The 14,028-nt window shown below is 38.7% G+C and carries 14 protein-coding genes; 9 read left to right on the top strand and 5 right to left on the bottom strand.

Annotated elements, in window-relative coordinates:
• A complete protein-coding gene (locus V6W77_RS05105) occupies positions 1 to 600 on the top strand; it encodes a DNA glycosylase (RefSeq protein WP_334253993.1) in 600 nt (199 codons plus the stop codon).
• Between the two features lie 2 nt (positions 601 to 602).
• On the top strand, positions 603 to 1,421 hold the full coding sequence (locus tag V6W77_RS05100; RefSeq protein WP_334253992.1) for a PHP domain-containing protein: 819 nt from the start codon (positions 603 to 605) through the stop codon (positions 1,419 to 1,421).
• A gap of 56 nt (positions 1,422 to 1,477) precedes the next feature.
• On the opposite strand, the gene glnS is transcribed toward V6W77_RS05100, so the two are convergent.
• Positions 1,478 to 3,148, bottom strand: coding sequence for a glutamine--tRNA ligase (gene glnS, locus V6W77_RS05095; protein ID WP_334253991.1), 1,671 nt, complete (start codon positions 3,146 to 3,148; stop codon positions 1,478 to 1,480).
• A 229-nt stretch (positions 3,149 to 3,377) separates the two neighbouring features.
• On the opposite strand from glnS, the gene V6W77_RS05090 reads away from it, so the two are divergent.
• From V6W77_RS05090 to V6W77_RS05070, 5 genes are all read left to right on the top strand, one after another.
• Positions 3,378 to 4,337 carry an ABC transporter substrate-binding protein gene (locus tag V6W77_RS05090; protein WP_334253990.1) on the top strand — a complete coding sequence of 320 codons (960 nt, stop codon included), beginning with the start codon at positions 3,378 to 3,380 and terminating at the stop codon, positions 4,335 to 4,337.
• A gap of 61 nt (positions 4,338 to 4,398) precedes the next feature.
• Positions 4,399 to 4,659 (top strand): GlsB/YeaQ/YmgE family stress response membrane protein, encoded by a 261-nt coding sequence (locus V6W77_RS05085; protein ID WP_025236021.1) that lies wholly within the window; start codon positions 4,399 to 4,401, stop codon positions 4,657 to 4,659.
• A 195-nt stretch (positions 4,660 to 4,854) separates the two neighbouring features.
• Complete coding sequence (locus tag V6W77_RS05080; protein ID WP_334253989.1) at positions 4,855 to 5,493, top strand: nucleoside recognition domain-containing protein; 639 nt, start codon at positions 4,855 to 4,857, stop codon at positions 5,491 to 5,493.
• Positions 5,490 to 5,948 (top strand): YjiG family protein, encoded by a 459-nt coding sequence (locus V6W77_RS05075; protein WP_334229225.1) that lies wholly within the window; start codon positions 5,490 to 5,492, stop codon positions 5,946 to 5,948. Before V6W77_RS05080 ends, V6W77_RS05075 begins: the two co-directional genes overlap by 4 nt.
• 12 nt (positions 5,949 to 5,960) lie before the next feature.
• Positions 5,961 to 7,085 carry a M20/M25/M40 family metallo-hydrolase gene (locus V6W77_RS05070; RefSeq protein WP_334253988.1) on the top strand — a complete coding sequence of 375 codons (1,125 nt, stop codon included), beginning with the start codon at positions 5,961 to 5,963 and terminating at the stop codon, positions 7,083 to 7,085.
• Between the two features lie 83 nt (positions 7,086 to 7,168).
• Here the strand turns inward: V6W77_RS05070 and V6W77_RS05065 are convergent, their stop codons facing one another.
• Positions 7,169 to 8,059 carry a LysR family transcriptional regulator gene (locus V6W77_RS05065; protein WP_025236017.1) on the bottom strand — a complete coding sequence of 297 codons (891 nt, stop codon included), beginning with the start codon at positions 8,057 to 8,059 and terminating at the stop codon, positions 7,169 to 7,171.
• Between the two features lie 129 nt (positions 8,060 to 8,188).
• On the opposite strand from V6W77_RS05065, the gene topA reads away from it, so the two are divergent.
• Positions 8,189 to 10,795, top strand: coding sequence for a type I DNA topoisomerase (gene topA / locus V6W77_RS05060; RefSeq protein WP_334253987.1), 2,607 nt, complete (start codon positions 8,189 to 8,191; stop codon positions 10,793 to 10,795).
• 90 nt (positions 10,796 to 10,885) lie between these two features.
• Here topA and V6W77_RS05055 read toward each other — a convergent pair whose 3' ends face one another.
• Genes V6W77_RS05055 through V6W77_RS05045 form a run of 3 tightly spaced genes read right to left on the bottom strand, consistent with a single transcriptional unit; the run spans position 10,886 to position 13,699 of the window.
• Positions 10,886 to 11,818, bottom strand: coding sequence for a gluconeogenesis factor YvcK family protein (locus V6W77_RS05055; protein WP_334253986.1), 933 nt, complete (start codon positions 11,816 to 11,818; stop codon positions 10,886 to 10,888).
• Positions 11,819 to 11,835: 17 nt separating this feature from the next.
• Positions 11,836 to 12,912 (bottom strand): AI-2E family transporter, encoded by a 1,077-nt coding sequence (locus V6W77_RS05050; RefSeq protein ID WP_025236014.1) that lies wholly within the window; start codon positions 12,910 to 12,912, stop codon positions 11,836 to 11,838.
• 31 nt (positions 12,913 to 12,943) lie between these two features.
• Positions 12,944 to 13,699 (bottom strand): class I SAM-dependent methyltransferase, encoded by a 756-nt coding sequence (locus V6W77_RS05045; RefSeq protein ID WP_188156336.1) that lies wholly within the window; start codon positions 13,697 to 13,699, stop codon positions 12,944 to 12,946.
• 140 nt (positions 13,700 to 13,839) lie between these two features.
• On the opposite strand from V6W77_RS05045, the gene V6W77_RS05040 reads away from it, so the two are divergent.
• Positions 13,840 to 14,028, top strand: a 189-nt coding sequence (locus V6W77_RS05040) for an alternative ribosome-rescue factor A (protein ID WP_334248001.1), incomplete at its 3' end; no start/stop codon positions are given.

The raw sequence follows: 14,028 nt of genomic DNA, 5'->3' as shown, positions 1-14,028 counted from the left end.
ATGGAAATACTTGAACTAGAACATCATCCTTTTGCTCCCATTTTACCGGAACAAGCTACTGTTGTGATGATGGGAACTTTTCCTCCAACATCAGAAAAACGCTGTATGGAGTTTCACTATCCAAATTTCCAAAATGATATGTGGAGAATAATGGGAAAGGTGTTTTTTGATGATGTAGATTATTTTCGTGTAAATGATGAAAAACGCTTTGACCCTATTCGCATTGAAGCCTTTTTACGAAAAAAGGGTATTGCACTCTCTTCTTCCGCTAAAACGGCAGTTCGTTTAAAAGGCAATGCGGCGGATAAAGATCTCAAAATTGTTGAACCTGTAGATATGAACGAATTATTAGCCCAATTGCCAAAAATGAAATGGCTGTTTACTACAGGTAGTTTAGCTACAGATGTGTTATTAGACCTGCTTTCAGAAAAAATCAAAGCCCCGAAAACGAATGAATGGGTAGTGTATCCTTATTCTAAATCAAGGGAACTTTATTTATACAGACTACCTTCTACCTCAAGAGCTTACCCATTAAGTTTGGAGAAAAAAACAGAAGCCTATCGACAATTTTTTATTCAAGCAGGGCTTATTAAGGATTAACAATGAAATACGATTTACATTCCCACAGCACCGCCTCTGATGGGGTGCTTTCTCCTACGGAATTAGTTCAACGAGCGGTTGAACAAGGTGTTGAAATGCTTGCTTTGACTGATCACGATACTATTTCCGGCATTTGTGAAGCAAAAAAATTTGCCCAAACACAACCAATCAAATTTATCTCGGGTGTCGAAATTTCGGTATTATGGCAAGATAAAAGTATTCATTTGGCAGCTTTAAATATTGATGAAAATAATAAGGAATTAATTCAATTTTTGGATAATCAAGCCAAATTGCGTGAAGAACGAGCGGTCGAAATTGGCGAAAAATTAGCAAAAGCAGGCATTCCAAACGCTTATGAAGGTGCAAAAGCTCTTGCTTCAGGTGAAGTAACTCGGGCTCATTATGGACGCTTTTTATATGAACAAGGACACGTTCGCAACATTGAACACGCTTTTAAACGTTATTTAGGAATGGGAAAACCTGCTTACGTTAAGCCTATGTGGAGCAGTTTAGAAGAAGCAGTTCAAATAACACACAATGCAGGTGGAGTTATTAATATCGCCCACCCACTACGTTATAAAATGACTGCACGTTGGATTCGCCGTTTGATTGTTGATTTCAAAATAGCAGGCGGAGATGGCATTGAAGTTTCAGGCTGCGGACAAACCCCAGACCAACGGCAATTACTTACTCGCTGGGCAAAAGAATTTGATTTATATGGTTCAGTTGGCTCTGATTTCCATTACCCAACAGGCTGGATTGAACTCGGCAGAAGTTTAGAACTGCCAAAAGAGTGCAAGCCTATTTGGGAGCTGTTTTAATTTGTCCTATGCCGAAAAAATACCGACATTACTGTCGGTATTTTTATTTGAGAAGCTTAGAATGCCACGCTTTCTTTTAGGCTAACGGTTAAGTTAAACACTAAATTATCTGCTGAACCGTCTTTGCTGTCTAAGCAGAAGTAGCCTTCACGCTCAAATTGATAACCTTGTTCTGCTTTTGCATTGACTAAACTTGGCTCAACAAAACCGTGTTTTACCACTAAAGATTCCGGATTTAACACCGCATTAATATCATCTTCTGCACCCGGGTTTGGTACAGTGAATAAACGGTTGTAAATGCGGAATTCTGCCGGTTTGTTATCTTCCGCTGAAACCCAATGAATTACCCCTTTCACTTTGCGTCCGTCAGCCGGGTTCTTGCCTAATGTTTCCGGATCGTAGGTGCAAAAAATTGTGGTAATTTGACCGCTTGCATCTTTTTCCACACGCTCGGCTTTAATTACATAGGCATTACGCAAACGCACTTCTTTGCCTAGCACTAAGCGTTTATATTGCTTGTTCGCTTCTTCACGGAAGTCGGCTTCGTCAATGTAAAGCTCACGGGTAAATGGCAAATCACGCTCGCCTAATTCCGGGCGGTTAGGGTGGTTTGGTGCTTTTAAGATCTCTTTCTCACCAAAATTCTCAATTACTACACGCACAGGATTGATTACTGCCATCGCACGAGGTGCGTTGTCGTTTAAATCTTCACGAATACAAGCCTCAAGTGCGGAGTATTCCACCACGTTATCTTGTTTTGTTACACCGATACGGCGGCAGAATTCACGCAGTGCCGCAGGAGTATAGCCACGGCGGCGTAAGCCTGAAATGGTTGGCATACGAGGGTCGTTCCAACCGTCCACAATGCCGTCTGTGACTAATTTCAATAATTTACGTTTAGAGGTTAAAGTGCCTTCTAAATTTAAACGTGAAAATTCGTACTGATGCGGCAATGGGCGTTCAATACTGATATTTTCCAACACCCAATCGTATAAACGGCGGTTATCTTGGAATTCCAACGTACAGATAGAGTGAGTGATTCGCTCAATCGCATCAGAAATACAGTGGGTGAAATCGTACATTGGGTAAATGCACCATTTGTCACCGGTTTGGTGATGTGAGGCAAATTTCACACGGTAAATTACCGGATCACGCATGACGATAAACGGCGATGCCATATCAATTTTGGCACGCAAGCACGCTTTACCTTCCTCAAACTCGCCGTTTTTCATTTTTTCAAATAGGGCAAGGTTTTCTTCAACAGAACGGTCACGATAAGGGCTGTTTTTGCCCGGCTCGGTTAACGTGCCACGGTATTCACGCATTTCTTCAGGCGAAAGTTCATCTACATACGCCAAGCCTTTGTTGATAAGCTCAATCGCATAACCATAAAGTTGGTCGAAATAATCTGAGGCATAACGTGGCTCGCCTTCCCATTTAAAGCCTAACCATTCCACGTCTTGCTTGATAGAATCCACATATTCCACGTCTTCTTTTACCGGATTTGTATCATCAAAACGTAAGTTACATTTTCCTTTATATTCTTGAGCGATACCAAAGTTCAAGCAGATTGATTTAGCGTGTCCGATGTGTAAATAACCGTTTGGCTCAGGTGGAAAACGGGTGTAAACGTTGCTATGTTTACCGCTTGCTAAATCTTCATCAATAATATGGGTAATAAAATTGGCTCGAGTTTCTGTTTCAGCTGTTAAAATTTCTTCGCTCATAATTCTCTCTAATGTTCTAATTAAAATAACTGCTTATTCTACACGTTATTGCAATAATCTAAAAGAGCTTGCAAAGAATTGGGTTAAAATGTGAAAGATTAATATTTAACCAGTTAAAATATGTTTATAGAAAAATAAAAAATTCTGCTTGCACAAATTTCTAAAATTACTTATCTTTGGATAAAAATGTACTATTGCAATAGTGCAAAATTTAAATCAAGGAGTATGTATGAAATTTCGTAAAACATTGTTAGTTGCTGTATTAAGTGCTTTTTCTATTACCGCATTCAGCCAAGATAAAATTCAAAATGTAGCAATTACGGCGATTGTCGATCACCCGGCATTAGATTCCATTCGTAAAGGTGTTATTGAAGAGCTTGAGCGTGAAGGCTTTGTTGATGGCAAAAATATCAAAATCGACTACCAATCAGCACAAGGCAGTACTGCGACGGCTGCTCAAATTGCCCGTAAATTTGTTGGTGATAAAGCAGATATCATCATCCCGATTACTACGCCTTCCGCACAACCGGTGGTTGCAGCAACTCGTTCTATTCCGATTGTTTTCTCCGGTGTAACCGACCCGGTTGCAGCAAAATTAGTGAAATCTTGGGAGCCATCAGGCACAAATGTAACGGGGATTTCAGATCACAAGCCTATCGCTCCACAAGTAAAATTAATTCAAACGTTAGTGCCCGAGTTAAAATCCGTAGGCTATGTTTATAGTGCAGGTGAAGTGAACTCTACAATTGTGTTAGAAGAACTAAAAGAAGAAGCGAAAAAGCAAAGGTTTAATGTTGTCCCTGTAGCGGTTCAACGTAGTGCAGATATTGGCACAGCTGCTCGCAGTTTAAATGGTAAAGTACAAGCTATCTATATTTCAGAAGATAATGGTGTGGTGTCTGCTTATGAAGCCTTACATAAAGCAGCGTTAGAAGCAAAAATTCCGGTTATTGCATCAGACAGAGATACCGTTGAGCGTGGTGCACTTGCTGCTTATGCGGTAAATCAGTATGATATCGGCGTTGCAACAGGTAAAAGTGCGGCTCGTGTGTTAAAAGGTGAAAAAGCTGGTTTAATTCCTACACAAGAAGTGAGCCAATTAGAGCTTTCTATTAATACAAAAACAGCAAAAGACTTAGGTGTTAATTTACCTCAAGATTTATTAAAAGAAGCAAAAGAAACCTTTTGATAATTATGGAATAATAGCGAGAAGTTATTAAATTTTTTTCAATCAAACAAAGGAGTATGTTATGGGCTGGATTGCTGCAATTATTGTCGGTGCTATTATTGGTTGGTTAGCATCAATTGTAATGAAAAGTGAAGGTGGTCTTTGTAAAAATATCATTGTAGGTATTGTCGGTTCATCTTTAGGACGTTGGTTATTTGGCGACATATTAGGCATTGGTTCTGCATACAAAGCAGGAGATTTCAATATAATTGGTATTTTCTTTGGTGTATTAGGTGCAGCCTTGTTAATTTTCATCTTAAGAAAATTAAGAATTTTTGATTAGTAAATAGAAATGTTTAAAACAAGCAGTTATGAAAATAACTGCTTGTTTTGTTTTTAGCGATCTCTTTCCTTATTTAATTTGCAAATTATCAAGAAAATTTGACCGCTTGTTGGTGTTTTTGCGAAGTAGATCACAGCGTTTTTTATATGCTCGTTATAGAATAAAAATAATTTTATTCTATCTTAAGGAGCATTTATGGAAGACAATGTAACAACGAAAAAGCTGATTGTTGGCACGATTTCATTAGTATGTGCAGTGATTTTCTTTGGTGGTTTTGCTAAAGATATCGCTGGTGGTATTTTTGATTTTGGCAAATTAACAGGACAATTTCCTGAATGGTTAAAAACTGCAGGCGGTACAAGTGCAAAAGGCGGATTTATTTTTGCCCTAACGTTAGTACCTAGTGTGATGTTAGCACTTGGTTTTGTCGCAATTTTTGAACATTTCGGTGCTTTAGCTGCTGCTTCAAAATGGTTAAGCCCAATCTTAAAACCTTTAATAGGAATTCCGGGTAACTGCTCAATTTCATTGATTGCAAGTACACAAAGTACCGATGCAGGAAGTTCAACCACCAAATTCTTACGCGATGAAGGTAAAATCACTTATAAAGAATTGTTAATTTTTGCTGCTTTCCAATTTAGTGCAGGTGCGTTACTTACGAACTTCTTAGCCTCTTTTGCACCATTGTTATTGATTTCAGATAAATCAGGTACAGTTGCACCGACTTCTATTGCAATATGCTTAGGAGTGATTTTCCTATTCAAAATCTTTGGCGCTAATTTAATGCGTTTATATGTGAAAAAATTTGTAAAAGAGACGGAGGCAGAAGTATGAGTTCGCAAAAGAAATTAATTACGGATATTTTTATTGATGGTGCTCGTAAAGGTTGGGATATTGCCGTACATAGTACCATTCCTAACGTGCTGATGGCATTTGTTATTATTTATATGCTTAATGCTTCTGGCTTACTGAAAATAATCGGCGAATGGCTTGGTTTTATTATGGCACCTCTTGGTTTACCCGGTGAAGCTATTGCCGTATTCCTTGCAGCATTCCTTAGTTGGGGCGGAGCGGCTGGTGTCTTAGTTGCTTTAGTACAAGAAGGCGTACTAAATGCTCAGCATATTGCTATCTTATTGCCGGGTATGGCGTTAGTAGGCTCGACGGTGCAATATATGGGGCGTATTCTAGGTGTATTAGGTGTGCCGGGCAAACATTATTTAGTGCTATTTGGTATCTGTATCATCAATGCTTATCTTGCGATGTTTGTAATGCAATTTTTAATCTAGGAGATAATAGTAATGGAAACTCAAACCGTAGAAAAATTTTTAGCTGAATTAAAAGAAATTACTGACGTTGAAAGCCCGGCAAATTCGATTGAAGGTGTTAATCAAGTTGCTCAGTGGTTCATTCGTAAAGCAGAAAAATCAGGATTAGAGTATAAGCGTTTACCAATGACAAGCGATAAAGTAGCAGAGAGCTTACTTATTAGTAACGATCTTAATGCTTCGCAATACGATATTCTTTTTGTAGCTCATATGGATACGGTTTTTCCTGTTGGTACAAGCAAAGATGTTCCATTTACTCGTAAAGATGGGATTGTTAATGCACTAGGAGCGATTGATGATAAATCAGGGGCTCTTTTAACCTTCTATATTTTAGAGAAGCTGGATTTAAGTAAATTAAAAATTGCGATTTATCTCAACTCACACGAAGAAATCGGCTCAACTTATGCCAAAGAGAGTATTCGTGAATATGCTCGTAAGTCAAAATATTGCTTTGTAATGGAACCCGCTCGTGAAGATGGCTCAATGGTTGCAACTCGTAAAGGTGTTATTACCTATGATGTTGAATTTCACGGTGTTGCTGCTCACGCAGGGAATAATCCGGAACGTGGGCGTTCGGCATTAGTTGAAGCAGCTAATTTTATCGTGGAATTCTCCAAGCTGAACGATTACCAAATAGGGCATACTTTCAATTGTGTAATGACGCACGGCGGTACTGCACATAATGTGATCGCGGATTACGCCAAGTTGACCATTGAAATGCGTTATCGTTTGCCATCATCAAGAAAATATTTTGAAGAGCAATTACAACGAGTGTTAGGCAATCCTCTTATAGAGGGGGTAACTTCTACTAAAATATTGGTAAATGATGAAGCCCCGATGATTGATGAGGTACATCTACCAAAAATCAAAGTATTATTTGATGAGGTAGGGAACTTATTACAAACCGAAATTAAATGGGTTGATGCGGGTGGATTAAGCGATGGTAATATTGCTGCTTCAGTGGGTTGTCCAACTATTGATGGATTAGGTCCGACAGGGGGAAATATGCACGCGAAGACAGAATATTTGGTCGTTGATTCGATTGTACCAAAACGTAATTTGGTTGTTAATGTGATTAATAGACTATTTAATCTTTAAAAGCATTTTACAAGCGGTCAGATTTCTGCATTTTTTTGCAATTGAAAGGCTGTAACTGAAGCTATCTGTTACAGCCTTTTTACCTACAAATATTGTTGTTGTTCTTTCATCAGTTGAGAGAAAAAATCGATCAACACTCGAACTTTAGGCGAAAGGTAACGGCGGTTAGGGTAGAGTAAGCTGATTTGCAGCGTGTCTTGTTCTAAAAATGGCATAATCGGCACTAGCTCTCCATTTTTGAGTTCCTCCTTTATTAAAAATTTAGGAATATTGATAATACCTAACCCGGCTTTTGCCATTTGGACTAATGCATAGCCATTATTGCTGTAAATTTTTCCCTCAGGCTTAATGCTACTTTTTTGTCCTTGCTGCGTGAATTGCCACTGTGGATGATATTCGTAAAGCAAGCAACCACGTTTACTGAGTTCTTCTAGACTTTGAGGCTCGTTATTTTTGGCTAAATAGTCAGGAGAGGCAACTAGCATTAAGTGCGAATCAGCAATTTTTTTCGCCACAATAGAGCTGTCCGTAAGGCTACCAATACGCAAAACTAAATCAAAGCCTTCGGCAATGACATCAACGCGACGGTCGCTAAATTCAATATGGAGCTGTAAATTAGGGTAGCGTTCCATAAATTTTCCTAAATAAGGTGCAATAAAGCGAGAACCAAAATCCATTGGCACAGACATTGTAATTTTGCCTTGTAGCGTTGAGCTGATATTACTGACACTTGCTTCCGCCTCTTTCAATTCATTTAAAATAGGCAAACAGCGATGATAATAAAGTAACCCTGCTTCCGTTGGCGTAATTTTACGCGTGGTGCGTTGTAATAAACGTACATTCAAATACTCTTCCAGTTGAGCCACTAATTTACTCGCCATTGGCAGTGAGATTTGGGTTTGTTGTGCGGCTTGGGTAAAACTTTGGGTTTCAACTACTTTGCAAAATAAACTGATTGCGTTTAGTTTGTCCATTTTCTCTCTTCTTTATATTGTAATTTTTGCTAAGGCTTGCTATCGTAAAAATAGTATATTGAAAAATCAATTAAAAAAGAAATAATTTAAAGAAAATCCAAATAATTATTAAAAATTAGGTAATAAACTATGGGAAAATCACTCGTTATTGTGGAGTCTCCGGCTAAGGCGAAAAAAATTAATCAATATCTTGGTAGCGACTATGTTGTGAAATCAAGCGTGGGGCATATCCGTGATTTACCGAAAAGCGGCAGTGATGAAAAAACGGAAAAAGCAAAGCCGATTTCAACTAAAGGGTTGAGTGTAACAGAAAAAGCAAAAGTAAAGGCAGAAAAAGAACGTACAGCTTTAGTGAAACGTATGGGAATCGATCCATACAACGGCTGGAAAGCGAACTATCAGATTATGCCTGATAAAGAAAAAGTAGTATCTGAATTAAAATCACTGGCGAAGAAAGCAGACCATATCTATCTGGCAACCGACTTGGATAGAGAAGGGGAAGCTATTGCGTGGCATTTACGTGAAATTATTGGCGGTGATGACAGTCGCTTTAGTCGAGTTGTGTTTAATGAAATTACCAAAGATGCGATTAAAAAGGCATTTGAAGATCCGCAACCACTGAATATTGATCGCGTGAATTCCCAACAAACCCGTCGCTTTTTAGACCGAGTGGTGGGCTTTATGGTATCGCCATTACTTTGGAAAAAAGTCGCTCGAGGTTTATCTGCCGGGCGTGTGCAATCTGTCGCGGTGAAATTGTTAGTTGAGCGAGAGCGTGAAATTAAAGCTTTCCAAAGTGAAGAATTTTGGACCATTTTAGCCAATACGCAAATTAATCGTAAAAAATTACCGCTTGAATTGACGGCTTACAAAGGTAAAAAATTCTCAGCGAAAAATGAAGAAGAAGCGAATATTGCCGTTCAAGCATTAGAAAAAAGTGATTTTATTGTTTCTAATATTGAAGCAAAAGAGACTAGTTCTCGAGCATCTGCTCCATTCATTACTTCATCGTTACAACGTACCGCAAGCACACGTTTAGGCTTTGGGGTAAAGAAAACAATGATGTTGGCTCAACGTTTGTATGAAGCAGGTTACATTACCTATATGCGTACCGACTCTACAAACTTAAGCCGTGAAGCTCTGGCGATGGCTCGTGGTTATATTGAAGATAACTTTGGGGCAAATTATTTGCCAGAGAAAGCCAATGTGTATCGCAGTAAAGATAATGCACAAGAAGCCCACGAAGCCATTCGACCATCTGATGTGAATGTAAAAATGGCTGATTTAAAAGGTATGGATAAAGACGCTGAACGTTTATATGACTTAATTTGGCGTCGTTTTTTAGCTTGCCAGATGTTGCCTGCACGCTACGATTCTACTTCATTAACTGTTCGTGCCGGAGATTATGAATTAAAAGCGAGCGGACGTGTAATGCGTTTTGATGGTTGGACGAAAGTATTGCCGGTACAAGGGAAAAATCCTGAAGATCAAGAATTACCGGCAGTAGAACTTCATCAAAAACTCAAACTTGATGAAGTTTTGCCAAGCCAGCACTTTACCAAACCGCCTGCACGTTTTAATGAGGCTTCATTAGTTACAGAGCTTGAAGAGCGTAAAATTGGTCGCCCTTCAACTTATGCTTCAATTATTTCGACCATTCAAGAGCGTGGCTATGTTCGCACTGAAAACAAACGTTTTTATGTGGAAAAAATCGGTGAGGTAGTTACCGATCGTTTAAATGAATCTTTTAAAGATTTAATGAATTACGACTTTACTGCCAATATGGAAGAAGTTTTAGACCAAATTGCAGAAGGTAATAAAAACTGGAAAGATGAATTAAATACATTCTTTAAGCATTTTTCTGAAGAGCTAACCCAAGCGGAATTAGATGAGCTTGAAGGAGGGATGAAGCCAAATAGCATTGTGCCGACAGATATTGATTGCCCGACTTGTGGCAGAAAAATGGCTATCCGTACCGCTTCTACAGGGGTTTTCTTAGGTTGTACAGGCTATGCATTACCACCAAAAGAACGTTGCAAAACTACGATGAATTTAATTCCTGAAGCCGAATTCTTGAATGTCTTGGATTCAGATTCTGAGGCAAAAGCCTTAATGGCACGCAAACGCTGTCCGAAATGTGATTCAGCGATGGATAGCTATGTGATTGATGCTGAGCGTAAACTTCACGTTTGCGGTAATAACCCAAATTGTGATGGTTATGTTGTCGAACAAGGCTCATTTAAAATTAAAGGCTATGACGGACCTGTTGTGGAATGTGATAAATGTGGTGCGGATATGCACTTAAAATTAGGTCGTTTTGGCAAATATATGGGTTGCACAAGCTGCGATAACACCCGAAAAATTTTGAAAAATGGTGAAGTTGCCCCTCCACGAGAAGAGCCTATTGCTTTTCCTGAGCTAAAGTGCGAAAAGGCAGATGCTTATTTTGTGTTAAGAGATGGAGCAAGTGGCGTATTTATGTCTGCTCATAATTTCCCGAAAGTGCGTGAAAGCCGAGCTCCGAAAGTGGCGGAATTAGCCTTGTATCGTGATAGATTGCCAGAGAAATTACAATATCTTGCGGATGCTCCGCAGCAAGATCCTGAAGGAAATGAGGCGATTATTCGTTTTAGTCGTAAAGAAAAACGCCAATATGTAACTTCAGAGAAAAATGGTAAGGCAACCAAATGGATTGTTGATTACGTTGATGGTAAGTGGGTAGAGCGTTCAAAATAATGAATTGATTGAAAGTACAAGCGGTTAAATTTCTTTTACATTTTGCAAATTGCAAAAAATTAGAGAAATTTAACCGCTTGTTTTATTTAGTTATAGATTGTGAATTAATTCATCAATCGCTTTGCTTAATTTATTGCGATCGTGGCGGTAATAAACATCATCAGCCGATAAATTTTTACGCAGCGTTTTAATATGTAGCGGAAGTATAGATGGTTCATCATCAGTTGTAATAACACCATTTATGCGAGATTGCCCGATACAGTGCTCAATCCATTCAACTCGCTGATTAAGCGATAAATTCCCGGCAGGTCCGTGTTCTTGCCCGATGTTATCAATAAAAATGACTTTAGCTTGGCTTTGATGAATAGCTTGAGCAAGATCCGAAACCAGTAAATTCGGCATAATGCTGGTAAAAAAACTGCCTGGACCGAGTAGTATTAACTCTGCTTCTTGAATAGCAGCAATCGCTTCTGGCGTGCCTAAGACAGGCGTATCTAGCTCTAAATGATGTGGTGTTTCAGCCAGTGCATCAATTTGAACTTCGCCCAATACTTTTGTGCCACATTGTAACTCTGCAATTAAATGAACAGGTGTTTCCGACATCGGAATAAGCTTTGATCTAACGTGTAGCAAATCTCGCACAAGGTTAATTCCATCAAGCGGTCTGATTTGCATATTTTCAAGGGCGGTAAGAATGAGATTACCGAGATTATGCCCGCTGAGTTCGCCCGTTCCACCAAAACGATATTCAAAAAGGCGAGAGGCAACCGTAGGTTTTACAATAATTTGATTCAAACAGTTGCGTAAATCGCCCCAAGCAATTACACCTTGTTGAGAGCGGATACGTCCTGTTGAGCCGCCATTATCGGTGGTTGCAACAATACCTGTGAGCCGTTCTTTTAAAAATGGCAGAGCAGAGAGTAGCCGTCCTAAACCGTGTCCGCCTCCTAAGGCAACAACAGCATTAAGTCGGTTAAGATGATGGTGGCGAGCAGGCTTTTGCGAGAGTTGTTGAGTATCCATTCTTTATAAAAAACCGCTTATTTCTCTAATATAATTGCATCTGTATGGTTAGATGGAATGGCTTGAACCACAGCTTTAACCAATGTTGCCAATGGAATAGCAAAGAATACGCCCCAGAAGCCCCATAATCCACCAAAAATCAGCACGGCAATAATGATGGTGAGAGGGTGTAGATTAACCGCCTCAGAAAATAGATACGGCACAAGTAAGTTTCCATCTAGTAACTGACTAATAATAAAAGCAAGCATTAAATAATAAAAATCAGGCGATAAACCAAATTGGAATAAGGCGACCAACATTACCGGAATACTTACTAATACCGCACCAATGTAAGGAATTAAAACTGAAATCCCTACTGCAACAGAAAGCAGTAACGGATAGCGTAGATCAAAAAAGAGGAAGATGATGTAGGTTACAACTCCGACAATTACAATTTCCAGAAATTTACCACGAATATAGTTAGCAATTTGTTGTTGCATTTCAAACCAAACGCGTGTAGCTAAGCGACGGTTTTGTGGTAATACTTTGCTAAATGAACGCATTAACACTAATTTGTCTTTCAATAAGAAAAATACCATTAACGGCACTAGGAATGTATAAATACCTAATCCAACCAAACTAATAATAGAGTTAATAGAAAGTGTTAAAAGCGACTCTCCCATACTCAAAATATTGCTTTTCGCTGTATTCATAATTGAATCAACAGTGGCGTAGTCCACCAACTCCGGATAATGTTCAGGTAATCCTTGCACCCAAGCATTGAGCAAGTTGAACATTGACGGCAAATCTTGAATAAAAGTTACCGCTTGATTCCATAAGGTTGGTAACAATACTACCCCTAAGAATGACAGCAAGGCGATAAAACTACCTAAGATTAAAATAACGCTTAACGTTCTTGGTAACTTTAATTTAACCGTTAAAAAGCGGGTTGGCCATTCAAGCAAATAGGCAAATACGAGAGCGACTAATAGCGGCATTAATAAATCACTGAAAAAATAAATAATGCCAAACCCAATTAATAGAATACCAAATAGCACAACTATTTGTGGGTCGGTAAATTTTCTTTGATACCACTCTCGCAACATTTGAAACATATTTTGTATTGCCTTTTAACTAACTGGAAAATTATTTTTGACTACAAACCGCAACAAAGCCTAACTTTTGGTCAGGATCGTTAAAAATTTTGTACATTTTATTGAACGTTTCACGATTTTCAGGTTTTAATGCGTTTCCTACGATTTTCATTGCCCCTAATACGCCTTCATCGTGAATTAGACCTTTCGGAGAGAGTAGCGACATCTCGCCTGAAAAAGTTTCCACATTTCTAAAGCCGCAATGGTGGAATAACGCTTTCCAATCCGGCTTTGTAAGTGGTGATACGGTGATATTAATCGCATCACGCAACTCAGCTAATAATTCATCTGCATTGTCTGTGTTTAGCATAATATCGTGTGTGAGTAAAAAACCGTTTGGCTTTAACACACGAAAATATTCACGAATGGCTTTTTCTTTTACTTCTTGTGGGAGCATTGTAAGCATTGCTTCGTTAATCACAATATCAAAGCTTTCATCTTCAAATGGCAGTTTTGTCGCATTTGCTCTTTGTACTTGAACTAAATGCTCAACTTCTTGATCTTTGATGTTTTCACGGGCTTTTTCAAGAGCCTCTTCGTCTAAGTCAATACCAATAATTTGGCATTCAAACTGTTTTGCCAGTTGAATAGCGGTTGTTCCCATATTACAAGCAACTTCTAATACTTTTTTGTCTTTTGAAAAATCACCGCTCCCGATTAACCAATCCGTTGCAACTTTGCCACCCGGACGTAAGCGGGTTTTACCTAAGCGAGCTAAAAAATGATGTCCAACTTCTTCTTTTTTCATAATAAAACCTCTGAATTTGCAAAATAATCTGAAAATATGACCGCTTGCATTGAAATTTTAACAATTATACCCAATTTTTATATACAACGGCAGATGAATTTGACAGAATATTGCTTACTTTTTATGAAGAGGGAAATAGTATGACAAAACAAAATAATGGTTATCTCCATCAGCGTGGCGATATCCAAGAGAGTGCAGTAAAAGCGTTAGTAACAGATCCGTTGTTTAAAATGCGAGTAGAGAAAAATCGTAAAGGCAAGGGGAGTTACCGCCGAAATGAAAAACACAAAAAAACATTATATGTTAAAGGAGAAACCCCATATAAAAAT

Origin of the sequence: Mannheimia indoligenes (assembly GCF_036880405.1) — a bacterium.
Taxonomy (GTDB): Bacteria; Pseudomonadota; Gammaproteobacteria; order Enterobacterales; family Pasteurellaceae; genus Mannheimia; species Mannheimia indoligenes.
The sequence above is the reverse complement of the archived record's forward strand: the minus strand, read 5'-3'. Positions and strand labels throughout refer to the sequence as shown.